We start from the raw sequence: 24,455 nt of genomic DNA, 5'->3' as shown, positions 1-24,455 counted from the left end.
GCTTGCGCCGGCCTGACCACCCGCGCCACCACAACCAGCAGGCGAGCCGCTCAACGGCGAAATGTAGACGCCGAGGGCGTGATGAATAATCCGGGCTAGGTCGTGCTCCGTTCGGTTTCGCTTACTGCACACCATCTAGTCTAATAGGACCGATGATTTGCGCTCATCTTCCATTGGGAGAGGGGCTGCGCTCCGACGTTATCTGTGCAACGATCGCTCAATGGCAGTACCCGTCGACGCTAGGATTACAGTTATCGCTACCTGGCCGGGCCGTCGCGGCATGTCCTGCGGCGCCCACTCGCAGCTTGAGCTTCCGGAAACGGTTGGGAAGGCCGTTCCCCAGAAGCCCGGCATATGGGGCCCCCCTGAGCGAGCGCACGCATGCGGCCATCCTGAGCGCGTTTCCGCCGCAGGAGGTTCAGGCATAAGGCGCAGTATGACAGCTCTGGTGGCCCTTGCCCTGCTGGCCGGATGTGCTGCCGGCGGCGAACGAACGCTGCCTGCGCCCGTCGCTGGATCGCCCGTGTCTGAGGGAATGGCGCGCCTTTCCGTGACCCGGACCAACGACATCCTTTTCCTTGGCCTGTCGGCGGACGTTACAGTGAACGACCAATCTGCCGGCTCGATATTCAGAGGGCAGAGCACTGCCGTGGAAGTCCCAGCAGGCCTCGCCACGGTCGCAGTCACTGCCTTCGGCTCGCCCGGCCGTTTTGTCCTCCGATTCCCAACGGTATCGGGCGGGCGCTACGATCTCCAGGTCGTGCCGCGCGGGGCATCCTTCGCCCCAGCGATGATGCTGGGTTACGTGGGCTCGATGATGGACGCAGCAGCTAACCCGGAGCGAGGTGGGTCGTTCACCCTTGCTATCGTGTCCGCCACGCCGCCGATCGGCACACCGGCGCCCTCCCCGGCGCCTCCATCAGTTGTCGCCACGGCCGCCGATCGGGAGGACCGCTTGGCCGAGCTATGGCGACTGCGGAACCGCGGCCTCATTACGGACGACGTCTACAGAGAGGAGCAACGCCGCGCCCTGGCGCCGATGACCAGCCCTCCACCGCGCTGAGGTCAAGTCAAAGGCGGCTACGGAACACCCGTATCAAGGCTCGTCGGGCCTGAACGCCGCCACCGACATCAAATCGCGGATGTTCAGCTCGATCGCGAGCGGCGGCAGGCCGAACAGTGCCGCGATGTAGTGAACATGCGTGAGCATCTCCAGCGACAGCGGCCGGTTCTTGCGCGGGCTGCGGATGCCGCAGAGCTTCATCAGCATGATCTCATCGATGCCGCGCTCGCGGCCGGGCCGGCCGATCCCGCCCTTGGTCCGCGAAGCCTCATAGCCGGCGCCATGGGAGCGGTTCTCGCCCGGTCCCAGCAGCACCATGCGCACGAAGCCAAGGCCGAGATCGATCGCCCTGGCCCGGTTGAACAGATGATCGACATCATAGCCGCTCGGGACATCGCCGAGCCCGTGGTGTTTCTTCAGGAACGACTTGTAGGTCGCCAGGTAATTATCGTCGTCAGGGGGAAGCCGGAGAAATTTGTAGCCAAGGCTTGGACATATCTGGACGAAGCCCTGCGCCGTCGAAGCGCGAGGGAAGGCCTCGATCCCAAGCGGATGCTTGGCTCGCAGCACGCTCGGCGTGGCCATCAGCACCGAAATATCGGGGATGGCGGTATAGGGCGGGACGTCTGCGACGAGATATTCGCCCAGTATCGCATCGCGCTCCTGGTTGCGGACATCGGCCAGGGTCAGGCTCATGGCGGGCTTCCTTCCGGGAGCGGGACGTTTAGCACCCGCCCCCGGAGACCCGCGGTCACACCGCCGCGAAGCCGCCGGACTGGCGCTCCCAAAGTGCTGCATAGGTGCCGCCATGGGCGAGCAGCGCCTCATGCGTGCCCTGTTCCACCACCCGGCCATGGTCGAGGATCACGAGGCGGTCCATCCGCGCGATGGTGCTGAGGCGATGCGCGATGGCGATCACCGTCTTGCCCGCCATGAGGTGGGTGAGTTGGTCCTGGATCGCGGCCTCCACCTCCGAATCCAGCGCGCTGGTCGCCTCGTCCAGCACCAGGATCGGCGCGTCCTTCAGCAGCACGCGGGCGATGGCGATGCGCTGCCGCTGCCCGCCCGAGAGCTTCACCCCGCGCTCGCCGACCTGGCTCTCATAGCCGGTGCGGCCGCGCCAATCCTGCAGATCGGTGATGAAGCCATGCGCCTGGGCCTGGCGCGCGGCGGCCTCGACCTGCGCCTGGGTCGCTCCGGGGCGGCCGTAGCGGATGTTGTCGGTGATCGAGCGATGCAGCAGCGCCGTATCCTGCGTCACCATGCCGATGGCCCCGCGCAGGCTTTCCTGGGTCACGCCGGCGATGTCCTGGCCGTCGATCAGGATACGCCCGGTCTCGGGGCTGAAGAAGCGCAGCAGCAGGTTGACCGCCGTGGTCTTGCCCGCGCCGGAATGGCCGATCAGCCCGACCCGCTCGCCGGGGCGGATGGTGAGGTCGAAGCCGTTCAGCACGCCATTCTCGCGGCCATAGCCGAAGTGCACGCCCTCGAAGCGGATCTCGCCCTCCGGCACCCGCAGTTCCGTCGCCCCCGGCGCATCCTCGGCTGTGGGCGGCACGGCGATGGAGTTCATGCTCTCCTGCACCACGCCGATGTTCTCGAAGATCGCGGTGACGTTGAAGGCGACCCAGCCCGAGATATTGGCGATCTGCCAGGCCATGGGCAGCGCGGTCGCGACCACGCCGATCCCGATCTCACCGCGCATCCAGAGCCAGACCGAGAGCGCCGCGACCCCCACCATCAGGCAGGCGTTCAAGGTCGAGAGCAGCACCGCGTTCAAGGTCACCAGCCGCACCTGGTGGCCGAAATTATGGTTCAGCGCGAGCAGCCCCTCGCGCACGAAGGCATCCTCATCCGCCGCCTTGGCGAAGAGTTTGACGGTCAGGATGTTGGTGTAGGAATCCACCACCCGGCCGGTCAGCAGGCTGCGCGCCTCCGACGCCTTGCGCGAGCGGTCGCGCAGCTTAGGCACCAGCAGCCGCAGCAGGGTCGCATAGAGCGCGAACCAGAGCAGGAAGGGCAGCGCGAGGCGCAGATCCGAGGAGCCGAGCCAGAGGATCGCCCCGGTGCCATAGACCAGGATGTACCAGACCGCATTGACCGACTGGACCACCGATTCGCGCAAGGCCGGCCCGGCCTGCATCACCCGCGTGGCGATGCGCCCGGCGAAATCCTCCTGGAAGAAGGCCCAGCCCTGGCGCACCACATGCCAATGCGACTGCCAGCGGATCAGGCTGGTCACCCCCGGCACGATGCCTTGCTGGGTGATGAGGTTCTGCAAGCCGATCGCCGCCGGCCGCCCGAAGACCAGCACCGCCGCCATGCCGACCAGACCGGGCCAGGAGGTGGCCCAGAGTGTGGACGGCTCATGCTGTTCCAGCAGCGCCACCAGCCGGCCGATGAAGACCGGGATGGTCGCATCCAGCAGCGCCACGCAAAGCCCCGCGACGAACAACCCGCCGAACAGCCCCCGCGCCTGCCGCGCGAAGTGCCAGTAGAAGCCCGCCAGCGACTTCGGTGGCCCGTGTTCCGGCACCGGCACGCCAAAGGGACGGGCCCCGATCTGCCCCGGTGGGGCGATCGGGGAGACGAGATTTTCGAACCAGCGGACGAGGAACATACCCAGCACAACGCACCCGCCGGGCGAGAGCGTCAAGCCGCCTTACTGCCTTACCATATTACCATCTTACCAAGTTTTTCGGGGGGCTTCGGAGCGCGCCCCTTGGTCGGCGCAGTGTAACGCGGGGGGCGTTGGCGCGGGGGTCACGATTGGCGAACCCCAATCGGGGGAGGTGCCGAAACACCCTGCGCCGGCGGTGGGCCGCAGAGCCCCACCAAATGGCACCAAACCAAGTTAAGCCGCGACCCAAGAAGATGCCAACCTCATAAGCTTTAATGCTGCTCGCTGATCGGGTTTCCGGTTACGCCGTCGGTCGAACGCCCAAATACAGCGCCGACCCCACTGTGGCGTGTGAAATGAATCCCGTAATAGTATTGGATAAATTGCCATCGGTAAATACAGCCATTGCGCATGAATAGATCATGACCGCAGCAATTAATTCGTTCCGAGAATTTTTCAGTTGAGGCATTTTTACCGCAAGCCGATAGCCCACAAAAAATATTATGCACGAAGAAGCCAGGCAGGTAGCAATGTATATTGCGAGTAAAGGATAATTGCTGGCGCCCAATAAAACAACGAAAAATAACACAGAAAAAGAACCAATGATAATGCAGAGAAAAATCAAAATAGAATAGTATATAATTAACATTTTTTTGATCGGTGTATAGTATTTCACGCTAAATCCTCCGTAAGAGCGATTCCCCAGGGATTCTGCGCGAGCCGTGCCAGGCTGGCGATGGCGGGCCCGCCGCGCCGGCTGCTCCGCCGCGAAGCCCGGGCGATGTTCGAGGCTCGACCTGCCCGGCGGGCGGTGGCAACAGCGAACCCGCTGGACCATGAAGGGCCGGCAGGAAACCGGAATGCCCCCATGATCCGGCTGGAGCCGACCGCCATGCCATCCGAAGCAGGCGCGGCAGGCCGGGCCGGGCGGTGGTGCCAGATCGCCCCCTGTGGCGTGTGTCTGCCCGGCGGACCGGCCGGGCTGGCGCCATGACGCAGCCCGACAGCGCCACGACCCGTGCAGGCAATGTGCCCAGGCGGCGGCCACGGGCGCTGCGCCGCTTGCGGGTGATCTGGCGCCGCCGGCTGAGCCTGGCCCGGATCCGCCTATGGATTCGCGGCGCCGAGGTCGGGCTGGTGCTGCTGGCCACCTTGTCCGGCGCTGCCGCCGGGTTGGTGGCGGTGGCGATGGGTGGCGCCGCGAAGGTCCTGCACGAGATGCTGTTCGGCCCGGATGCCGAACACGGGCTTTCCATGCTGCGCAATGTCGAGCCCTGGGTGCTGCTCTCGGTGCCAGCCGCCGGCGGGCTGCTGCTCGGCGCGATGTATATGGGCCTGGCCCGCTGGCGCCCGCGCACCCCGATCGACCCGATCGAGGCGAATGCGCTGCATGGCGGCCGCGCCTCGCTGAACGATGCGGTCGTGGTCGGGGCGCAGAACCTGGTCTCGAATGGCTTTGGCGCCTCGGTGGGGCTGGAGGCGGCCTATGCGCAGGCGGGCGCCGGCATCGCCTCCCGCCTCGGCCGGGCCTTCGGCATGCGGCGTGGCGATCTGCGTCTGCTGGTCGGCTGCGGCACCGCGGGGGCGATCGCGGCGGCCTTCGGCGCGCCGATCACCGGCGCCTTCTACGCCTTCGAACTGGTGATCGGCACCTATGCCATCGTCGCCCTGGCGCCGGTGATGGCGGCGGCGGTGGCCGGCGCGCTGGTGGCCCGCGCCTTCGGCCTGGCGCATATGCTGGCGGCACCGGCCGGGATCGCCGTGCCGACACCGCTGGACCACGGGCTGGCCTTGATCCTGGGCCTGGCCTGCGGGCTGGTCGCCATCGGGCTGATGCGCGGCATGTCGGCCGCCGAATGGCTGGTGCGGCGCTGCGTGCCCTGGGCGCCGCTGCGGCCGGCGGCGGGCGGGCTGGTGGTGGGGTCGCTGGCGCTGCTCGGCACCGGGGTGCTGGCGGCGGGGCATGAGACATTGCGCTTCGTGCTGGCCATTGAGAGCCCGGCCTCGGCCCTGCTGATGATGCTGGTGCTGAAGACGGTGGCCGCGGCGATGTCGATCGGCAGCGGCTTCCGGGGCGGGCTGTTCTTTGCCTCGCTGCTGCTCGGCGCGTTGCTCGGCAAGCTGTTCGGCATGGCTTCGGGGCTGGTGTTCGGCATCGGCATCGATCCGATGCTCTATGCCGTGGTGGGGATGAGCGCCTTCGGCGCCGCGGTGATCGGCGCGCCGCTGGCCATGGCCTTCCTGGCCTTCGAGACGACGGGCGACTTCGCGGTGGCCGGCCCGGTGCTGGCGGCGGTCGCGGTCTCGGCGCTCTGCGTGCGGCGGCTGTTCGGCTATTCCTTCGCCACCTGGCGCTTCCATCTGCGCGGCGAGGCGATTCGCGGGCCACATGATGTCGGCTGGCTGCGCGACCTTTCCGTGGGCCGGTTGATGCGGCGCGATCTGCGCAGCGTGCGGGTGAGCCAGACGCTGGATGCCTTCCGCCGCGCCTATCCGCTCGGTTCGACGCAGCGGGTGATCGTGGTGGACGACGCGGATCGCTATGCCGGTCTCGTCGCGGTGGCGGAGGCGCATCTGGCGGGGCCGGAGGTGGAATCCCTGGCGCCGCTGCTGCGGCATGCCGACCAGGTGCTGCTGCCGGTGATGAATGCGAAGGAGGCGCTGGCGCTGTTCCAGGCGGCGGAGGCGGAGGCGCTGGCCGTGGTCGATATGCGCGACCGCCGCCGGGTGATCGGCCTGCTCAGCGAGGCGCATGTGCTGCGCCGCTATGGCGAGGAGATCGACAAGCGCAGGCGTGAGGAGGTCGGCCTGCCATGACGCGCACGGCCGTCATCCGCCATTCGCGCCGCAACTGAGATATTCAGGGGAGTGGTGCCCAGGAAAGGACTCGAACCTTCACGACCTTGCGGTCACTGGCACCTGAGGCCAGCGCGGCTATCAAATTCCGCCACCTGGGCAAGGTGGCACGCACGAAATGGCGGACCCGTGCGGCGAAGCTTGCGACGAGGGCACGGTGGCGGCGGGCGCTGGCCTTCAGATCTGGGCCAATCATCGAGACGAAAAGACGCGGGCTGCATCCAAGCCTGGAATCACACCGATTCGAGGCCTGCCAAACCTAAACCAGCGCCTATGGGGCGACGCCCCTCGACCTTTCAGACCAACCGCGCCTGCTTCACCGCAGCACCCACAAACCCCGCAAACAGCGGATGCGGCGCGAACGGCTTGGATTTCAACTCCGGGTGATACTGCACGCCGATGAACCAGGGATGGTCCGGGACCTCCACGATCTCCGGCAGCACGCCATCGGGCGAGAGCCCCGAGAATTTCAGCCCCGCCTTCTCCAGCCGCTCGCGATAGGCGACGTTCACCTCATAGCGGTGGCGGTGGCGTTCCTCGATGCGTGAGGCCCCGCCATAGACGGCGCGCACCAGCGTGTCCTCGCCCAGCACCGCGGGGTAGGCGCCGACGCGCATGGTGCCGCCGAGCGCGCCACCGGCCTCCCGGCTCTCCACGGCATTGCCGCGGGTCCATTCGGTCAGCAGCCCGACCACGGGCTCGGTGCAGGGGCCGAATTCGGTGCTGTTCGCGCCCTCGATCCCGACCAGGTTCCGCGCCGCCTCGATCACCGCCATCTGCATGCCGAAGCAGATGCCGAAGAAGGGGATCTTGCGCTCGCGGGCAAACCGCACGGCGGCGATCTTGCCGGGGGTGCCACGCTCGCCAAAACCGCCCGGCACCAGCACGCCATGCACGCCATCCAGCCGCGCCACCGCATCGGCGGGCGAGCCGTCGAAGATCTCGCTGTCCACCCAGTCGAGCTTGACCTTCACCCGATGCGCGATGCCGCCATGGGCCAGCGCCTCGGCCAGCGACTTATAGGCGTCGAGGAGGCCGGTGTATTTGCCGACCACGGCGATGGTGACCTCGCCTTCCGGATGGTCGATCGCCGACATGATGCCGGTCCAGCGCCGCATGTCCGGCTCGCCATAGACGCTGAGGCCGAAGTGCCGCAGCACCTCGCGGTCCAGCCCCTCACGCGAATAGGCGGAAGGCACGGCGTAGATCGAGCTGGCGTCGAGTGCGGGGATCACGCTCTCGGGCCGCACGTTGCAGAACAGCGCGATCTTGCGGCGCTCGTTCTCAGGGATAGGGCGGTCGCAGCGGCACAGGAGAATCTGCGGCTGGATGCCGAGGGAGAGCAGTTCCTTGACGCTGTGCTGCGTCGGCTTGGTCTTCAGCTCACCGGCCGAGGAGATGTAGGGCACCAGGGTCAGATGCACGAAGAGGCTGCGCTGCGGCCCCAGTTCATTGGCCATCTGCCGGATGGCTTCGAGGAAGGGCAGGCTTTCGATGTCGCCGACGGTGCCGCCGATCTCGACCAGGACGAAGTCGATGCCATCGGTCTCGGCAACCACCGCCGCCTTGATGGCGTCGGTGATATGGGGAATCACCTGGACAGTGCCCCCCAGAAAATCGCCACGGCGCTCCTTGGCGATCACCTCGCCGTAGATCCGCCCCGAGGTCCAGTTGTCAGCCCGAGTCGCCGCGACTCCGGTGAAGCGCTCGTAATGGCCGAGGTCGAGGTCGGTTTCCGCCCCGTCATCGGTCACGAACACCTCACCGTGCTGATACGGGGACATCGTGCCCGGATCGACGTTGAGATAGGGGTCCAGCTTGCGCATGCGGACTTTATGCCCGCGCGCCTGGAGGAGGGCGGCAAGAGATGCCGCCGCGATGCCTTTTCCGAGGGAGGAGACCACACCGCCGGTGATGAATACGAACCGCGTCATGGGCGGGTTGTGTAACCCCCTGCCCGCCCCCGCGTCCACCCGTGAGCTTGTCTTAATTCCGGGGGGCTGCCCAGATCGCCATGCGTATGGCGCGGGTTGCGTGGACCATCATGCGACGGGGGCAAGCCCCACGCCGGGCCGCCCGGCCAGCGCCGAAACCCCGGCCACCACGCGCCGGCCCAACCCCGCCAGCCCGCCCCCCACCAGCCCGCCCCCTGCCAACGCGCCCCCTGCCAGCCCGCCCGGCGCCGGCCGCGACTGCGCCCGCACCGCCAGGGCGCCAAGGCCGCGGGGGGCCGCGGTGGCGGCCATGCCGGCCACGACCCCCCGCACCGCCGCCGCCATCCCGCCCGCGTCGGCAAAGCGCGCCTCGGGCGATTTGGCCAGCGCCTGGGCCAGCACCGCATCCCAGCCAGGGTCCAGCCCCGGTGCCGCGAGGCTGGGCGCCTGGGGCTCCTCGCCCAGGATGCGGGTCAGCACCCCCGGCATGCCGCCCGCAAAGGCCCGCCGGCCGGTCAGGCATTCGTAGAGCACCACCCCCACCGCCCAGAGGTCGGCGCGGTGGTCCACCGCCTCCCCCCGCACCTGTTCCGGCGCCATCCAGGCGGGGGTGCCGAGCAGGGTGCCGGGTTCGGTCGCCTCGCCATTGCCCATCCGCGCCACGCCGAAATCGCCGAGCCGCACCTGCCCCGGCCCCGGCGCCGCATCCATGGCCAGCAGGATATTGGCGGGCTTCACGTCGCGATGGACGATGCCGCGGGCATGGGCATGGCCGAGCCCCGCCAGCAATTGCAGCACCAGCGCCGCGGCCTCCTGCTGGGCCAGGCGGCGGTCGCGGGCGAGCAGGGCCGACAGCGGCTCCCCGATCACCAGATCCATGGCGATCCAGGCGTAATCCGGCCCGTCGCCGGCATCATGCACGGTCACGATATGGGGGTGGCTGAGCCGGGCGGCCATGCGCGCCTCGGCGGCGATGCGGGCGAGGTCGGGGCCGCCCGGGCGGCGATGCACCAGCTTGATCGCGACCAGCCGCCGCAGCCGCAGGTCCAGCGCCTCCAGCACAATGCCCGAGGCGCCCTGGCCGATCAGGTCACGCACTGCGAAGCGGCCGGCAATGGGTACTGTGTCCATGAGATGCGTCCCGTCACGAATGATGGGTCGCATGCTGCGGGACGAAGGTTAAGAAACCCTCAGTTGGTCGGGACCGAAGGCAGCGCCGGCAGCGCCGGGGTGGTCGGGGCGGCGGGGGCCGTATCGGCGCCACCGGGGATGATGCTGCCGGGCGCAACAGGGCCCTGCGGCGCATCCAGCAGCGAGCCCTGGCGGGAGGCGCCGCGGCCGAGCAGCGCCAGCACCAGGGCCAGCACCATGAAGATGGCGGCCAGGATGCCGGTGGTGCGGGTCAGCAGATTGGCGGTGCCGCGCCCGCCCATGAAGCTGCCCATGCCCTGGCTGGAGCCGATGCCAAGGCCGCCGCCCTCGCTTCGCTGGAGCAGGACGACCCCGATCAGGGCCAGGGTCACGATCAGATGCAGGACGAGCAGGAAAGAGGTCATGAAACCGCCTCTAGCCCAAGCGCCGCGGCACCGCCAGCCGCCTTAGGCCGCCGCCGCCGCGATCGCCAGGAAATCGGCGGCCATCAGCGCCGCGCCACCGACCAGCGCGCCATTCACATCCGCCAGCGCCAGGATCGCCTTCGCATTGCCCGGCTTCACGCTGCCGCCATACAGCAGCCGCAGCCCCGCGCCCTGCGCGCCGCAGAGCCGCAGCACCTCGGCGCGCAGCGAGGCATGCAGTGCCGCGATATCCGCCTCGGTCGGCGTGCGGCCGGTGCCGATGGCCCAGACCGGCTCATAGGCCACGACCCCGCCCGCCTCGGCGAAGCCCGGCGGCAGGCTGCCGGCAAGCTGGCCCGCGACCACCGGCTCGGCCTGCCCGGCCTCCCGCTGCGCCAAGGTCTCGCCGACGCAGATGATCGGCCGCAGCCCGGCGGCGATGGCCGCGACGGCCTTGGCCTGGACCAGGGCATCACTCTCGGCATGGTCGGCGCGGCGCTCGGAATGGCCGAGAATCACATAGCTCGCGCCAAGGTCGCGCAGCATCCAGGCCGAGACGTCGCCGGTATGGGCCCCCTTGGCGGCGTGGTGGCAATCCTGGCCGCCGAGGGCCACGGCGCTGCCGGCCAGGGCGGCGGCGACGGGGTGCAGATGCGGGAACGGCGGGCAGACCAGAAGCTCGGCGGCGGCGTCGCAGGCGACCACGCCGCAGGCCAGCGCCTGCGCCTCGGCCAGCGTCCCGTGCATCTTCCAGTTGCCGGCGATCAGCGGGCGGGGACGCGGCATGGCGGCAGGCTCCGTATGTTTGGGCCCTCCCCGCCTAGCGCCCGGCCCCGTTTGCGGCAACAGGGCGCATTCCCTCCCCCCCGCTTTTCCGCTACCGCGCCATGCATGATCATCTCGATGCGCCGCCTCGCCTCCACCTGGTTCGCCAAGGCCCTGTTCCTGCTCCTCGTCCTGTCCTTCGGGATCTGGGGCATCGAGGATGTCGTGCGGAATTTCGGCCGTGACGCGGCCATCGCCCGCGTGGATGGCGCGCCCATCGACCTGGAGGAAGCCCAGGCCGCCGCCCAGCGCGCCTTGCAGCGGATGCAGACCCAGCTTGCCGGGCGGATGGAGATCGATCCGCCGATGCGGGAGGCGATCACGCGCCAGTCGCTCGAAACCCTGATCGGCGACCGCACCCGCCAGGCCGAGGCCGAGCGCCTCGGCATCACCGTGCCGGCGCAGGTGGTGCGGGACTTCATCTGGTCCGTGCCCTCCTTCCAGGGCACCGACGGGCGCTTCAACCGCGGCTTCCTCGACCAGTTCCTGCGCCAGAACGGCATGGGCGAGCCCGAGTTCCTGCGGCTGGTCGCGGCCGACCTCTCACGCATCCAGCTGATCGGCGCGGTCCGCGCCGGGGCCCAGGCGCCGGCCTCGATGGTCACCGCCCTGTATGGCTTCGCGCAGGAGCAGCGCTCGGCCGATCTGGTCGAATTCGCGACGCTCTCCGCCCCCGACCCCGAGCCGCCGAGCGAGGCGACGCTGCGCCGCTTCCACGAGAACACGCCCGAGCGCTTCTCGGCCCCCGAATACCGCGGCGCGACGGTCGCCGTGCTCTCCCCCACCACCCTGGCCGGGGAGATCGAGATCCCCGAGAGCGCGATCGGGGAGAGCTACGCGAGCCACCGCGCCCGCTACGAGACCCAGGAACGCCGCGACCTGGAGCAGGCGCTGGTGCCGGGCGAGGAGGCCGCGAAGGCCATCGCCGAGGCCTGGCGCGCTGGCGCCGCGCTGCCCGACATCCTGGCCCAGGCCCAGGCGGCGGGCGGCGGCGCGCTGGCGCTCGGCGATGTGGCGCGCGATGGCATGCCGACGCCGGAGCTGGCCGATGCCGCCTTCGGCCCCCCCATGGTCGGCGGCATCTCCGACCCGGTGCGGAGCCCCTATGGCTGGCACGTCTTCCACAGCGTCGCGATCACGCCGGCGACCATCCGCCCCCTGGCGGAGGTCCATGACGAGATCAAGCTGGAGCTGGCGATGGAGAAGGCCCGCGACCTCGCCTATGAGCGCGCCAACCGGATCGAGGATTCCCTGGCCGGCGGCACCACCTTGGCCGAGGCCGCCACCCGCTTCGGCCTGGGCCTGGCCGAGGTGCATACCGATGCCTTCGGCCGCGACCCGGAGGGCCGTCCGGTGGCCCTGCCCGTGACCGCGCCCGCCCGCCCCGCGGCGCTGCGCGCCATCTTCGCCGCCAGCCAGGGCCAGGGCGCGCGGATGGAGGAGATCGACGGCGGCGGCTTCATCGGCATCGAGGTCAAGGAGATCACCCCGGCGGCGCTGCGGCCGTATGAGTCGGTCGCGGCCGATGTGCTGCGGCTCTGGACGCTGGACGCCCGCCGCCGCCACCAGGATGCCCAGGCCGCGGCCTTGATGCAGGCGGTGGAGGCCGGCACCCCGATCGCCGAGGCGGCGCAGGCGCAGGGCCTCGCGGTGCAGCAGTTCGGCCCCTTCGGCCGCAGCCCGCCGGCGCCGCCCGCCACCGGGCCGCAGCCGCCGCGCGAGATCCTGGGCCCGCTGTTCAGCCTGCCCGCCGGTGGCGTGACCATGGCCGCGACGCCCTCGGGCTTCGTGGTGGCGAAGCTGACGGGGATCGTGCCGGCCGATCCGGCGGCGGCACCGGATGCCGTCACGACGATCCGCAGCGAGACGGAACAGGCGATCGCCGCCGATCTGGAGGCGCAGTTCTCGGCCGCATTGCGGGCGCGGGCGGATGTGCGGATCAATGAGGCGCTGTTGCCGGCGCTGGTGGCGCGGTAGCGGGCCTCAGGCGAGGGCTGGCGCCGGCACCGCCAGGACCGGCCCAGCCACCGGGGCCTTGGCGGGAGCCGGGACCGCGCTCAGCGCCGTCGTCACCGCATCGCGGCAGGCCATGGCGGCCAGTTGCTGCGAACTCGGGAAGTCGAAGCCCTCCGGGGCCTCCTCGAACAGCCGTGTCGCGCCATAGCCACCCTTGCGGTAGGCGTCCTCGGTGAAGTGCTCGCCCTGCGAGCCGATGTAGTGGCCATAGGCGGGGATGCAGGTGATCCGCGCGGCCCCCGCGAGGTGGCAGGCGACGTTCTTCGCGGCATCCTGGGACGTGGCCAGGCTGGGCACCCCGAGCGCCGCGAAGTGCTCCCGGATCGCGCCATGCGGCCGCTTGCGGTAGTTGCCAGGACCGATCAGGGCGAGGTAGCCCTCGACGACCTCACGGCACCGCAGCCAGTGGCGGCGGGTCAGCCCGAAGGCCCAGCTATGGTGCATCTGGGTGATCCGCCGGCGCTGCTGGCCCATCGCCTCCGGTGTGGCGCGATGCATGCCATAGGCGGCGAAGGTGCCGACGCGCTCCTCGGACAGGGCGAATGCCGCCATCATGTCCATCGCCGTCAGGTAATGCGGCGACAGCACCATGTCGTCCTCGAGGATATAGCCGACCTCGGCATCCAACGTCTGGAACAGGTGCCGTTCGGCGCGGTCGAAGTTCAGCGCGGTGCCGAGGTTGACCTCGGTCGCATGCACGCTGCCTTCGGGAAACAGGCTGCGGAAGATCGCGATGCAGGCGCTGGCGGCGGCGACGTCTTCGACTGCCTCCTCGGGCGCCACGTCCTGGAACAGGCCGACCCGGGCCGCATCGACCGGGGCGATCTGGCTCCGCAGGCTCTCCAGCACCCGGTACAGCATCACCGGGCGGTTGCAGGACATGATGGCGATGGGGGGTGGGGTCATCGTCCGCCGCAGTCCATGGTGAGGCGTTCCATCACCTCGGTGCGCGTCAACGCGTCCTCGGCCAGGGCCCAGGCGAGGCCCTTCAGGCTGATGCTGAACCGCCGTGGGTCGTTCTGGAAGTGCCGGGCCGGACGGTCCATGCGAAGCTCCAGATCGACGCGCCCGCCCGCATCCGTCCGGGTCCGCAGGCGCAGGATCCGCGTCTCATCCGGCCGAAGCCCAACACGCAGCGGACCTTCGAGCGAGCGCTGGGACGTACCGATCGACCTCACCGTCACCATATCGCCCGCGATATGCGGCGCACCGCAGAGCCGCAGGTAGACCATGACGTCCTGGTCCGGCTCGTCGGTCACAAAAGAGATCAAACCGGTCTCATTCCGCATCCAGGCGCCATGGTCCTCGCATCCATACCAGCCCTCGGTGAAGATCAGACGCAGCGGCCGACCGATGTAGGTCGTGATGCCTTCCTTGAGGACACTGCCGCCGAAATAGTCGCCCGGGAAGAAGATCGTCGCGGCCGGCAGACGCGGACAACAGTCGGCTGCCGGGCGGATCGCCATCGCCGACACGCCATCGATCGCGGCGAGCATATCGTCCAGTACGTCGCGCCAACCGCGCATACGGAAGTGCGCCGCGATGCGCGCCTTGCGGCTTTCGAGATAGCCGTCCTCAAAGAGCAACCGGCGGAAGACGGCCAGCCCTTCCCGTAAATTGTAAGGGTCGAAATAATCAACGAAGTCACCACCCACTTCCGGGATCGACGTCGCACGGGAAGCTGCCACCGGCGTGCCGTAGGAGAGGCTTTCGCCAACCGGCAGGCCCCAGCCTTCGACGAAGGAGGGAAAGGCCGTGAACAGGCAGCTTTGGTAGAGTGTGGCCAGATCGGCGTCTGTCACGCCATGCAGCACATGAATGCGGCCGTCGAGGTAGTCGACGTTCCTGAGCTGGCTCATGAAATCGTCAATCATCCAGCCGGGACGCCCGACCAGGACAAGATCCGGCACATCATCGCCAGCCGCGATCATCGCCCGCCACGCGTGGAACAGATAAACGTGGTTCTTCCGCGCCTCGATCGTGCAGACCGAAAGGACGAAGCGGCGGTTGCGCAGGGGGGCCAGATCATCCGTCCAGTCGGCGCGATCGACCTCCACCTTGGATGGCGGAATGAGGACATGCCCGAGGGGCACCGCCTTCACCGGCAGTGCGGGAAGCCCAGCCTGCCGCAGCAAGGCCCGCATTTCTTCCGCGACGTATTCGCTGATGGTCAGGATGAAATCGAGGCCGGCCAGGACATCGCCGAGCCCAGTCGCGAATGTCGCGGTCAGCGAGGCGGTGCAGAACTCGCTGTTGTTCAGCGGGATCAGGTCATAGAGGTAGAGGCCGGTTCGCAAGCCCTTGGTCTTCAGCGCGCGGACACGCTGCAATAGCCCGGCATCATTGGCCCAGAACGCACCGAGGATGATGTAGGTTTGGCCGGCCACAGGCCGGAGCGGCAGCGCCATCCCGATCATCTCGGCGATACGCTCGCGCAACCGGGCATGTTGAACCTCCGGCTCGCGAGGAGGCGGTGCCAGTGCGAGCTTGATCACGCGGCGCAGCTGGTCCCGCGGCAAGGACAGCGCACCGCCGCCGATGGGGTCACTGATGACAAAGCGGTGTTGCTCTGCCTGCGCCGCCGGCAACGCCAGCAGGTTTTCGAGCAAATTGCTGACCACGCGCTGGATGCCGCTCAGCGTGCGGTGGTGGTCGAGGTAGAAGAACAGGTCGCCGATCTCGAACAGCACCGTCTGCGCGGCGCCGCCGGCGTCCCGCTCCTCCAGCACCTCGGCGGCCAGCCCATCCTCCTGCAGCGCCATCAACTCGCGCACCGCATCCTCCGACCCGTTCAGCCGCACCGCCTGGCTCAGCTCGGCCACCGCCTCCTCAGTCCGGCCCAGCAGGCGCAGGACCCGCCCCAGTTGCAGCCGCGCATCCGCATCGGCGCCGTCGCATCGGGTGGCCTGGCGATAGGCGGCGAAGGCCTCGGTCAGCAGCCCCTGCTCCTTCAGCGCATGGCCGAGTTGGACGTGGATCGCCGTATCCTCCGGCTCTTCGGCCAGATGCGCCTTGTAGGCGGCGGCCGCCGCCGGCCAGTCGGCCAGTTCCCGAGCGTCGTCCCCAGCCTGCCGGTAACGGCCAGGGGCGGTCCGTGCCGCCGTAAGGACCCGCGTCACTCGCTCAAGCATCTCGGAAACATCCCGTCTCTTTGCTTCGGCCCCCGGTGACCGGCCTGAGGAGTATTGGCCGGTTCACGTTTTTGTGAAACACGTGGAATTGATAATTCGTAATGATTTTATAACCCGCCCCCTCAGCGGCGCCTCCCGCCCGCCTCCTCCAGCAGCCAGTCGCGGAAGGCCGCGGCGCGACGGCTCGGCGGCCCCGGCGGCAGCAGCAGCCAGTAACTGTCACCGGTCGCCACGGCACCGGGGGCCAGGCGCCGGAGGCGCCGGCGACGCACCTCCTCCTCGACGAAGGAGGGCGGGGTGATGACCGCGCCCAGGCCCTCCAGCGCCGCCTGGATCGCAAGCGAGGTGCCGTCGAACAGCAGCGGCGCCGCGGCGAGCCCGGCCACCTCCGGATGCGCGGCGCGCCAGATGTCCCAATGTCGCGGCCGCACGCTGCTGCCGAGCAAGGTAAGGCCGGCGAGCGGCGCCGCCGCCTCCCGCCCCTGGCCCCGCCCCGCCCCGCGCCCCTGGCCGCGCACCGCGGCCGGATGCGCGAAGGGCGCCACCTCCACCCGCTGCAATTGTACGACCGAGGCGATCGGCGGCACCGGCGCCGTGCGGATCGCCGCATCGACGCGGTCGCGCAGGAAATCGACATCCGGCGCGTTGGAGACGGAGACCTGCACTTCGATGTCCGGGTGCCGGCGGTAGAAGCCGGGCAGGCGGGGGATCAGCCAGCGCATCGCCCAGGTGGCATAGGCGCGGATGCGGAAGGGGCCGTCGGGATTGGCGGTCAGTGCCGCGGTCGCCGCGCGCAGCGTGCCGAAGCTCGCGGCCACCGCCTCGGCGTAGCGCGCGCCGGCCTCGGTCAGGCGCAGCGCATTGGCGCCGCGATGCACGAGTGCGACGCCGAGCGCCCGTTCCAATTCGCGCAGGCGGCGGCTGACGGCGGGCTGGGTGACGTTGAGCCGGGCGGCGGCGCCCGTGAGGCTGCCGGTCTCGGCCACCATGGCGAAGAACAGCAGCGGACCGAGGGGCGGGAGGGGATCAGCCATCCGGTCAGCATAACAAAAATTTGGGGTAGCCCAAAGATTTCAGCCTCGCGCCTGCGTCCGCTTTGGGCCAGCAACAAGGCCTGTCACAACGGGCAGGCCGTCCAAGGAGACCAGAAAAAATGCATCGCCGTACCGCGCTCGCCCTACCCCTGCTCGCGCTGCCCGCGATTGCCCGCGCGCAATCCTCCGGCCGCCCGCTGCGCATGGTGATCCCCTATACCCCCGGTGGCAGCAACGACTTCGTCGGCCGCCTGCTGGCCGATGGCATGGCGTCGCGGCTCAACCAGCCCGTGGTGGTGGAGAACCGCGGCGGCGCCGGCGGGCTGATCGGCAATGACGTGGTCGCCAAGGCGGCGGGCGATGGCCAGACCATCCTGCTGGCCGGCAGCGGCTCCTTCCTCATCTCCTCGCTGGTGCAGCCCCGCCTGCCCTACGACCTGGAGAAGGATTTCGCGCCCGTCGGCTATATCGGCGCCTCGCCCAACATCATCACGGTCAAGCCCAGCTCCCACATCACCAATCTGACCGAGCTGCAGGCCTATGGCCGCGCCGCGTCGGGGCCGCTGCGCTTCGGCACCGCCGGCGTCGGCAGCACCAGCCACGCGCTTGGCGCGATGATCGGCGTGGAACTCGGCATCGAGCTGGAGGCCGTGCATTACCGCGGCACCGGCCCCGCGCTGAACGACATGCTGGGCGGGCGGCTCGACATCCTCACCAACGCCGCCGCCCCCTTCCTGCCGCATCTTGAGGCCGGCACGCTGAAGGCCGTCGCCGTCGCCGGGCTGCGCCGCACCGCGGCCCTGCCGGATGTGCCGAGCTCGGCCGAGCAGGGCTTCCCGGGGCTGAACTCGGCCACCTGGTACGGGCTGCTCGCCAGCGGCGGCACGCCCGCCCCGCGCCTCGCGGAGCTGCATGCGGCGCTGAACGACGCGCTGAACGATCCCGAGATCAAGCGCCGCCTGACCGAATCGGGCGTCGAGGTCGAGACCCTGCCCTCGCCCGCCGCCTTCGGCGATTTCCTCACCGAGGACCGCAAGCGCTGGGCGCGTGTGGTCAGCCGCGCCAACCTGAAGGTCGATTGATGTCCCATGACTCCGCGATCACCCTCGGCATCGTCGAGGGTGTGGCGACGCTCACCCTGAACCGCCCTTCGGTGCGCAACGCGATCGATGACGCGATGCGCTCGGACATGATCGATGCGCTGGAGGCGGTCGCGGCGGATGACGCGATCCGCGCCCTCGTCATCACCGGCGCCGGCTCCGCCTTCTGCGCCGGTGGCGATGTGAAGGGGATGCGGGCGCGGCTGGAGGCACCGGCCTCCGACGTCGCCATCAACGGCTGGCGCCGGCAGCAGCGCACGCATCGCGCGGTGGCGTTGCTGCATGGCCTCGGCAAGCCGACCATCGCCGCGGTGAATGGCGCGGCGGCGGGGCTGGGCTGCGACGTGGCGCTCGCCTGCGACCTGATCATCGCCTCGAACGCCGCGCATTTCACCATGTCCTTCGTCAGCCGCGGCCTCGTCCCGGATGGGGGCGGCATGTATTTCCTGCCGCGCCGGATCGGGCTCGCGCGGGCCAAGGAGCTGGTCTTCTCCGGCCGCCGCGTCGGCGCGGGCGAGGCGCTGAGCCTTGGCCTCGTCGAGCGGCTGACCACGCCCGAGGCCTTGCTTGCCGATGCGACGGCCTGGGCTGCCTGCCTCTCCGCCGGCTCCGCCCCGGCGATCGCGCTGGCCAAGAGCGTGCTCGACCGCAGCCTCGAATCCAGCCTGGAACAGGTGCTGGCCGAGGGCAGCAAGGCGCAGGCGATCTGCTACAGCACCGCCGAGCACCGCGCCTCGGTCGCGGCCTTCCTCGCGAAGGCCAAGGCATGAACGAGGCTGTCCTGCGGCTGTTGCAGCCGCGGCGTGTGGCGATCGTGGGGGCCTCGGCCGATCCGTCGAAGATGACGGGGCGGCCGGTCGGCTACCTCGCCCGGCACGGGTTTTCCGGCGAGATCTGGCCGGTGAACCCGCGCGTGGCGCGGATCGGCGACCTGCCCTGCTTCCCCGATGTCGCCTCGCTGCCGGGGGTGCCGGATGTCGGCATCGTGCTGCTCGGCCCGGATCGGGCGGTGCAGGCGGTGCGCGACCTCGCGGCGCGCGGCACCGGGGCGGCCATCATCCTGGCCGGCGGGTTTGGCGAATCGGGGCCGCAGGGGGCCGCGCGCCAGGCGGCGCTGATCGAGGCGGCGGGCAGGATGCGCCTGCTCGGGCCGAACACCATCGGGCTCGTGAACCTCACCGATGGCATCGTGCTCTCCGCGACCGGGGCGCTGGAGGCGGCGGGGCTGCCCCAGGGCGGCGTCTCGCTGGTCTCGCAAAGCGGCGGCATTCTGGGCGCGCTGCTCTCGCGCGGGGCGGCGCGCGGCATCGGCTTCGCCAAGCTGGTGGCGACGGGCAATGAGGCCGATCTCGATGTCGCCGACATCATCGACTATCTGGTGGAGGATGCCGCGACCCGCGTGATCGCGCTCTATCTGGAAGGGCTGCGGCGGCCGGAGGCGTTTCGCCAGGCGGCGCTGCGCGCGGCGGCGGCCGGCAAGCCCATCGTCGCCTTCAAGGTCGGGCGCTCCGATGCCGGGGCGCGGGCCGCGGTCTCCCACACCGGGGCGATGGCCGGGGCCGACCGGCTCTATGACGCGCTGTTCCGCCAGTTGGGCGTGATCCGCGCCGAGAGCTTCGCCGATCTGCTCGACATCCCCGCCGCACTCGCCACCGGGCAGCGGATCGGCGGCAAGCGCATCGCCATCCTGACCACCACGGGTGGGGCGGGCGCGTTGCTCGCGGACGCCTGCGGCCTCGCGGGGCTGGAGGTGCCGGTGCCGGATGCCGCCACCGCCGCCGCCATCGCGGCGTTGCAGGGCGAGGATTCGGCCGCGAGCTTCGGCAACCCCATCGACCTGACCCTGGCGGGCGTGAAGCCCGAGGTGTTCCGTGGCGCCATCCAGGCGCTGCTGGACAGCCCCGAGTATGACGGCGTCGCCGTGGTCGTCGGCTCCTCGGCCCTGGCGCAGCCGGAGATCGTGGCCGATGCCATCGCCGCCTGCCAGGGGGCCAAGCCGCTGGTCGCCTATGTCAGCCCGCATGCGCCGGATATTCTTGCATTGCTGATGCGGCGCGGCGTGCCGAGCCTGGCCGCCCCCGAGGCGGTGGCGCATGTGTTCCAGGCGCTGGATTGGCAGGCCGCGCGGCCGGTGGCGGCATCCCCCGCGCCGCTTCCGGAAAACCTGCCGAGCGGCAATCTGAACGAGACGCAGTCCAAGGCGCTCTTCGCCCGCTTCGGCCTGCCGATGACGCGCGAGGCCAGTGCCGCGACGCCGGAGGAAGCCGGCCGCATCGCCCAGAGCTTCGGCGGGCGGCTGGTGGCCAAGATCCTCTCGGACCGCATCCTGCATAAATCCGACGCGGGCGGCGTCCGCGTGGGGGTGGAGCCGGCGGCGATGGAAGCCACCTGCATCGCCATGCGCGACAGCGTGCAGGCCGCGACCGGCATCGCCCCGGATGGCTACCTGATCCAGGAGATGGTGACCGAAGGGGTGGAGATGATCCTCGGCCTTTCGCGCGATCCGCATCTGGGGACGGCGCTGCTGGTCGGCCTCGGTGGGGTCGCCGCCGAATTGTTCGGCGACACGGCGCTGCGGCTGCTGCCGATCGGGCGGGCGGATGCGGAGGCGATGCTGGCCGGGTTGCGCGGCTACCCGCTGCTCACCGGCTATCGCGGCGCGCCGCCCGCCGATGTGGAGGCGCTGATCGCGGCCATCCTCGCCTTCGCCCGCATGGGCGAGGCCCTGGGCGCGCATCTGCGCGAGGCGGAGATCAACCCGCTGTTCGTGCGCCCCGCCGGGCGCGGCGTGGTGGCGGCGGATGGCTTGGCCGTGCTGTCATAACCGCCCTGGGCTGACGCAACCGGGCCGGGCCTTGCGTCGTTGCTCCCCCGGCAAGGAGACACGACGCATGGCACAGCGGCCAAGTTGGGAAGGTCATCTCAGGCTCTCGCTCGTCGCCTGCCCGGTGTCGCTGTATCCGGCGACATCGAGTGCCGATGCGATCCGCTTCCACCTCATCAACCCCGAGACCGGCAACCGCATCCGCACCCAGGCCATCGACCCCGAGGCGGGCGAGGTGGAGCGCAAGGATCTCGTGCGCGGCTATGAATACGAGAAGGACCAGTATGTCCTGCTGACCGATGCGGAGATCAGATCGGTCCGCATCGAAAGCACCGAGACCATCGACATCGAACGCTTCGTCGATGCCGCCGAGATCGACCGCATCTGGTGGAACGATCCCTATTATCTGGTGCCGGACGGCAAGGCGGGGATCGATGCCTTCACCATCATTCGCACCTCCATGGAGCAGTCGCGAAAAATCGCGCTCGGCCGCGTCGTGCTCGGCACCCGCGAGCGCATCGTCGCGATCGAGCCGCGCGGCAAGGGCATGCTGGTGACGACCCTGCGCAGCCGGGACGAGCTGCGCGACGAGACGGAGCTGTTCGCGGCCATCCCCTCCGGCAAGGCCGACAGCCGCATGATCGAGATCGCCGAGAAGATCATCGCGCAGCAGGCCGGCCCCTTCGATCCCGACGCGTTCAACGACCGCTACGAGGATGCGCTGCGGGCGCTGATCCAGAGCAAGCAGGAGGACGGCGATGGCGGCGTCACCGCGCCGCCCCCGCGCGATGACAATGTCATCGACCTGATGGAGGCGCTGCGCCGCAGCCTGGATGCGGGCCAGGCGCCCGCCACCCGCCGCCCGGCGGCCAAGGCCAAGACGCCGCCCGCCAAGACCCCCGCCAAACCGAAGCGCAAGCGCGCGGCGGGCTGAGCATGGCGACCCCGGCCGACAGCCTCGCGCCGTACAACGCCAAGCGCGATTTCTCCCGCACCTCCGAACCACGCGGCAAGACCGGCAAACCCGGCAAGCGCCTCTCCTTCGTCGTGCAGCGGCATGACGCGACACGGCTGCATTACGACTTCCGCCTGGAATGGGGTGGCGTGCTGAAATCCTGGGCGGTGACGCGCGGCCCCTCGCTCGACCCCGCCGACAAGCGCCTGGCGGTGGAGGTCGAGGACCATCCGCTGGAGTATGGCAGCTTCGAGGGCACCATCCCCAAGCCCGCCTATGGCGGCGGCACGGTGCAGTTGTGGGATCGCGGGGTCTGGGCGCCGCTCGATCCCGACACCGTCGATGCGGATCTGGCCAAGGGCGAGCTGAAGTTCGTGCTCTCGGGCGAACGGCTGAAGGGCGGCTTCGTGCTGGTGCGGATGAAGCCGCGGCGCGGGGAAAAACCCGGGCGGCACAATTGGCTGCTGATCAAGGAACGCGACAGCATGGCGACCCCCGGCGAAGGGGATGCGGTGCTGCGGGCCGAAACCTCGGTCGCGAGCGGGCGGACGCTGGCGGAGATCGCCGGCAAGGCAGCCCCGGCGAAGACGTCCCCCGCGAAGTCGCCCCCCACGAAGTCGTCCAAGACCGGGACGGCGACAAGGCCGCCCGCCGCCGAGCCGATGCCGGATTTCGTGCCGCCCCAGCTTTGCCTGCTGGTCGCCACCCCGCCGCGCGAAAAACCCTGGCTGCATGAGCTGAAGCTTGACGGCTACCGCATCCAGCTTCGCGTGCAGGGGGGAAAGCCCGCGCTCCGCACCCGCGCCGGCCTGGACTGGACCGCCCGCTTCCCCGCCATCGCCAAGGCGGCGGCAAGCCTGCCCGATTGCCTGATCGATGGCGAGGCGGTGGCGCTGGACGAGGACGGCCAGCCGAGCTTTCCCGCGTTGCAGGCGACGCTCTCGGGCGAGCGGAAAGCCCCCCTCGCCTATTACGCCTTCGACCTGCTGCATGACGGCAGGCGGGACCTGCGCGGCGAGACTCTGCTGACGCGCAAACAGGCTTTACGCGCGCTGCTGCTGCCCGAGAGCGGCCCGATCCTGCGCTACCTCGACCATTTCACCGCGCCTGGCGAGGCGGTGCTGGCCTCCGCCTGCCGGCTGGAGATGGAGGGCATCGTCTCCAAGCGCGGCGATGCGCCCTATGCCTCCGGCCGGGGCGATGCCTGGACCAAGTCCAAGTGTCGCGGGCGGGATGAGTTCATCGTCGGTGGCTGGTCGCGGGACAAGGCCGGGCGCGGCCTTGGCGCGCTGCTGCTGGGGGCGTGGCGGGAGGGCAGCCTCGCCTATCTCGGCCGGGCCGGCACCGGCTTCTCCCACCGCTCGGGGGCCGACATGCTGAAGCGGCTGGAGCCGCTCGCGCGCAAAACCTCGCCCTTCGCCGGCCGCCAGCCCGCCCGCACCAGCGGCGTGACCTGGGCCGAACCCCGCATCGTCGTGGAGATCGCCTATGGTGGCTGGACCGAGGAGGGGGTGCTGCGCCATGCGAGCTTCCAGGGCCTGCGCGAGGACAAGCCGGTGGCCGAGGTGACGCCCCCGCCCAAGCCGGCGGCCCCGCTGAGGCCGGCGGCGCGCGACAGCAACGCGCCACGCCTGACCCATCCCGACAAGATCCTCTGGCCCGCGACCGAGACCACGCGCGCCGTCACCAAGCAGGATCTCGCCGATCATTACGCGCGCTTCGCCGAGCGCATCCTGGCCCATATCGCCGGCCGGCCGCTGTCGGTGCTGCGGGCGCCGGATGGCATCGAGGGCCAGGTCTTCTTCCAGCGCCATGCCATGCGCGGCCAGTCGCCGCTGATCGGCGCGGTCGAGATCGCGGGGCAGCCCAAGCCCTATATGCGGATCGACGATGCCGCGGGCCTCGCCGCTCTGGCGCAGGTCGCGGTGCTGGAACTGCACCCCTGGGGCGCCATGGCGGACCGGCCGGAGGTGCCGGACCGGCTGATCTTCGACCTGGACCCGGCGCCAGGGCTCGATTTCGCCGCCGTGGTGGCAGGCGCGCTGGAGTTGCGGCAGCGGCTGGAGGCGCTGGGCCTGACCCCCTTCCCCCGCGTCACCGGCGGCAAGGGGCTGCATCTGGTGGTGCCCCTCGACGTCACCGGCGAGGCACCGGATTGGGACACCGCCAAGGCGTTCGCGCGGCTGGTCTGCGTGATGATGGCCCGCGACGCGCCGGATCGCTACACCACGACCCTGGCGAAGAAGGCGCGCACCGGGCGCATCTTCCTCGACTACCTCCGCAACGACCGGCTTTCGACCGCCATCGCCAACTGGTCGCCCCGCGCGCGGCCGGGCGCCCCGGTGGCCCGCCCGATCGGCTGGAACCAGGTGACGCCGAAGCTCGACCCCTCCGGCTGGCGCCTGCCCGACCTGCTGGCCGGCGCCCTGCCGCGCGAGCCCTGGCCCGGCTTCGGCGCGGCGGCGGGGTCGCTGCGCGAGGCCATCGCCCGCGCCACGCGCTGAGGCGCGCCAGGCCCTCGGTGATCCTGAGGGCCGGCCC

17 protein-coding genes and 1 tRNA gene are annotated in these 24,455 nt (G+C 69.9%); 7 read left to right on the top strand and 11 right to left on the bottom strand.

All coding sequences use genetic code 11. The features are described from left to right. Nucleotides 1–1,096: 1,096 nt before the first annotated feature. The 3 genes from C8P66_RS18855 to C8P66_RS23925 form a co-directional block, all read right to left on the bottom strand. Nucleotides 1,097–1,759: a hypothetical protein gene (locus C8P66_RS18855; RefSeq protein ID WP_111399838.1), complete on the bottom strand. Its 663-nt coding sequence runs from the start codon at nt 1,757–1,759 to the stop codon at nt 1,097–1,099. 55 nt (nt 1,760–1,814) lie between these two features. Beyond that, nucleotides 1,815–3,683 (bottom strand): ABC transporter ATP-binding protein, encoded by a 1,869-nt coding sequence (locus C8P66_RS18850; RefSeq protein WP_111399837.1) that lies wholly within the window; start codon nt 3,681–3,683, stop codon nt 1,815–1,817. Nucleotides 3,684–3,984: 301 nt separating this feature from the next. After that, entirely contained in the window at nt 3,985–4,521 is a 537-nt protein-coding gene (locus tag C8P66_RS23925; RefSeq protein WP_158537313.1) for a hypothetical protein, read from the bottom strand. A gap of 152 nt (nt 4,522–4,673) precedes the next feature. Between C8P66_RS23925 and C8P66_RS18845 the strand changes: the two genes are divergently transcribed. Then, on the top strand, nt 4,674–6,500 hold the full coding sequence (locus C8P66_RS18845) for a chloride channel protein (protein WP_111399836.1): 1,827 nt from the start codon (nt 4,674–4,676) through the stop codon (nt 6,498–6,500). Nucleotides 6,501–6,552: 52 nt separating this feature from the next. Here C8P66_RS18845 and C8P66_RS18840 read toward each other — a convergent pair. The 5 genes from C8P66_RS18840 to tpiA all read right to left on the bottom strand — a co-directional run bounded on the left by C8P66_RS18840 (nt 6,553) and on the right by tpiA (nt 10,815). Next, nucleotides 6,553–6,640, bottom strand: a tRNA-Leu gene (locus tag C8P66_RS18840). Nucleotides 6,641–6,835: 195 nt separating this feature from the next. Continuing rightward, complete coding sequence (locus C8P66_RS18835; protein WP_111399835.1) at nt 6,836–8,473, bottom strand: CTP synthase; 1,638 nt, start codon at nt 8,471–8,473, stop codon at nt 6,836–6,838. 108 nt (nt 8,474–8,581) lie between these two features. Continuing rightward, the gene (locus tag C8P66_RS18830) at nt 8,582–9,604 is read right to left on the bottom strand and encodes a serine/threonine-protein kinase (RefSeq protein ID WP_158537312.1); all 1,023 of its coding nucleotides are present in this window, start codon (nt 9,602–9,604) and stop codon (nt 8,582–8,584) included. 59 nt (nt 9,605–9,663) lie between these two features. Then, nucleotides 9,664–10,029 carry a preprotein translocase subunit SecG gene (gene secG, locus C8P66_RS18825; protein WP_111399833.1) on the bottom strand — a complete coding sequence of 122 codons (366 nt, stop codon included), beginning with the start codon at nt 10,027–10,029 and terminating at the stop codon, nt 9,664–9,666. A 42-nt stretch (nt 10,030–10,071) separates the two neighbouring features. Then, entirely contained in the window at nt 10,072–10,815 is a 744-nt protein-coding gene (gene tpiA / locus C8P66_RS18820) for a triose-phosphate isomerase (protein ID WP_111399832.1), read from the bottom strand. Nucleotides 10,816–10,920: 105 nt separating this feature from the next. Here tpiA and C8P66_RS18815 point away from each other — a divergent pair, with 105 nt between their 5' ends. After that, nucleotides 10,921–12,831 (top strand): peptidylprolyl isomerase, encoded by a 1,911-nt coding sequence (locus C8P66_RS18815; protein ID WP_158537311.1) that lies wholly within the window; start codon nt 10,921–10,923, stop codon nt 12,829–12,831. Between the two features lie 6 nt (nt 12,832–12,837). On the opposite strand, the gene C8P66_RS18810 is transcribed toward C8P66_RS18815, so the two are convergent. The 3 genes from C8P66_RS18810 to C8P66_RS18800 all read right to left on the bottom strand — a co-directional run bounded on the left by C8P66_RS18810 (nt 12,838) and on the right by C8P66_RS18800 (nt 17,035). Beyond that, entirely contained in the window at nt 12,838–13,776 is a 939-nt protein-coding gene (locus C8P66_RS18810; RefSeq protein ID WP_111399830.1) for a glycosyltransferase family protein, read from the bottom strand. Beyond that, entirely contained in the window at nt 13,773–15,989 is a 2,217-nt protein-coding gene (locus C8P66_RS18805) for a glycosyltransferase family 4 protein (RefSeq protein ID WP_158537310.1), read from the bottom strand. The genes C8P66_RS18810 and C8P66_RS18805 overlap by 4 nt, the downstream gene beginning before the upstream one ends. A gap of 134 nt (nt 15,990–16,123) precedes the next feature. Next, complete coding sequence (locus tag C8P66_RS18800; protein ID WP_111399828.1) at nt 16,124–17,035, bottom strand: LysR substrate-binding domain-containing protein; 912 nt, start codon at nt 17,033–17,035, stop codon at nt 16,124–16,126. Between the two features lie 119 nt (nt 17,036–17,154). Between C8P66_RS18800 and C8P66_RS18795 the strand changes: the two genes are divergently transcribed. The 5 genes from C8P66_RS18795 to ligD all read left to right on the top strand — a co-directional run bounded on the left by C8P66_RS18795 (nt 17,155) and on the right by ligD (nt 24,418). Further along, nucleotides 17,155–18,117: a Bug family tripartite tricarboxylate transporter substrate binding protein gene (locus C8P66_RS18795; protein WP_111399827.1), complete on the top strand. Its 963-nt coding sequence runs from the start codon at nt 17,155–17,157 to the stop codon at nt 18,115–18,117. Continuing rightward, nucleotides 18,117–18,905: an enoyl-CoA hydratase/isomerase family protein gene (locus tag C8P66_RS18790; protein WP_111399826.1), complete on the top strand. Its 789-nt coding sequence runs from the start codon at nt 18,117–18,119 to the stop codon at nt 18,903–18,905. Before C8P66_RS18795 ends, C8P66_RS18790 begins: the two co-directional genes overlap by 1 nt. Beyond that, complete coding sequence (locus C8P66_RS18785; protein ID WP_111399825.1) at nt 18,902–20,959, top strand: acetate--CoA ligase family protein; 2,058 nt, start codon at nt 18,902–18,904, stop codon at nt 20,957–20,959. The genes C8P66_RS18790 and C8P66_RS18785 overlap by 4 nt, the downstream gene beginning before the upstream one ends. Before the next feature lie 67 nt (nt 20,960–21,026). Beyond that, nucleotides 21,027–21,893 (top strand): non-homologous end joining protein Ku, encoded by an 867-nt coding sequence (gene ku, locus C8P66_RS18780; RefSeq protein WP_111399824.1) that lies wholly within the window; start codon nt 21,027–21,029, stop codon nt 21,891–21,893. A 2-nt stretch (nt 21,894–21,895) separates the two neighbouring features. After that, a complete protein-coding gene (gene ligD / locus C8P66_RS18775; RefSeq protein ID WP_111399823.1) occupies nt 21,896–24,418 on the top strand; it encodes a DNA ligase D in 2,523 nt (840 codons plus the stop codon). Nucleotides 24,419–24,455: the final 37 nt, after the last annotated feature.

The sequence above is a fragment of the Humitalea rosea genome (assembly GCF_003253705.1).
GTDB classification, from domain to species: Bacteria; Pseudomonadota; Alphaproteobacteria; order Acetobacterales; family Acetobacteraceae; genus Humitalea; species Humitalea rosea.
This window is presented reverse-complemented; position numbering and strand designations above follow the sequence as displayed.

What these genes read in the sequence shown, in the direction of transcription:
- C8P66_RS18855 (WP_111399838.1), bottom strand. Translation starts at nt 1,759, where the DNA reads ATGAGCCTGACCCTGGCCGATGTCCGCAACCAGGAGCGCGATGCGATA.
- C8P66_RS18850 (WP_111399837.1), bottom strand. Translation starts at nt 3,683, where the DNA reads ATGTTCCTCGTCCGCTGGTTCGAAAATCTCGTCTCCCCGATCGCCCCA.
- C8P66_RS23925 (WP_158537313.1), bottom strand. Translation starts at nt 4,521, where the DNA reads ATGGTCCAGCGGGTTCGCTGTTGCCACCGCCCGCCGGGCAGGTCGAGC.
- C8P66_RS18845 (WP_111399836.1), top strand. Translation starts at nt 4,674, where the DNA reads ATGACGCAGCCCGACAGCGCCACGACCCGTGCAGGCAATGTGCCCAGG.
- C8P66_RS18835 (WP_111399835.1), bottom strand. Translation starts at nt 8,473, where the DNA reads ATGACGCGGTTCGTATTCATCACCGGCGGTGTGGTCTCCTCCCTCGGA.
- C8P66_RS18830 (WP_158537312.1), bottom strand. Translation starts at nt 9,604, where the DNA reads ATGGACACAGTACCCATTGCCGGCCGCTTCGCAGTGCGTGACCTGATC.
- secG (WP_111399833.1), bottom strand. Translation starts at nt 10,029, where the DNA reads ATGACCTCTTTCCTGCTCGTCCTGCATCTGATCGTGACCCTGGCCCTG.
- tpiA (WP_111399832.1), bottom strand. Translation starts at nt 10,815, where the DNA reads ATGCCGCGTCCCCGCCCGCTGATCGCCGGCAACTGGAAGATGCACGGG.
- C8P66_RS18815 (WP_158537311.1), top strand. Translation starts at nt 10,921, where the DNA reads ATGATCATCTCGATGCGCCGCCTCGCCTCCACCTGGTTCGCCAAGGCC.
- C8P66_RS18810 (WP_111399830.1), bottom strand. Translation starts at nt 13,776, where the DNA reads ATGACCCCACCCCCCATCGCCATCATGTCCTGCAACCGCCCGGTGATG.
- C8P66_RS18800 (WP_111399828.1), bottom strand. Translation starts at nt 17,035, where the DNA reads ATGGCTGATCCCCTCCCGCCCCTCGGTCCGCTGCTGTTCTTCGCCATG.
- C8P66_RS18795 (WP_111399827.1), top strand. Translation starts at nt 17,155, where the DNA reads ATGCATCGCCGTACCGCGCTCGCCCTACCCCTGCTCGCGCTGCCCGCG.
- C8P66_RS18790 (WP_111399826.1), top strand. Translation starts at nt 18,117, where the DNA reads ATGTCCCATGACTCCGCGATCACCCTCGGCATCGTCGAGGGTGTGGCG.
- C8P66_RS18785 (WP_111399825.1), top strand. Translation starts at nt 18,902, where the DNA reads ATGAACGAGGCTGTCCTGCGGCTGTTGCAGCCGCGGCGTGTGGCGATC.
- ku (WP_111399824.1), top strand. Translation starts at nt 21,027, where the DNA reads ATGGCACAGCGGCCAAGTTGGGAAGGTCATCTCAGGCTCTCGCTCGTC.
- ligD (WP_111399823.1), top strand. Translation starts at nt 21,896, where the DNA reads ATGGCGACCCCGGCCGACAGCCTCGCGCCGTACAACGCCAAGCGCGAT.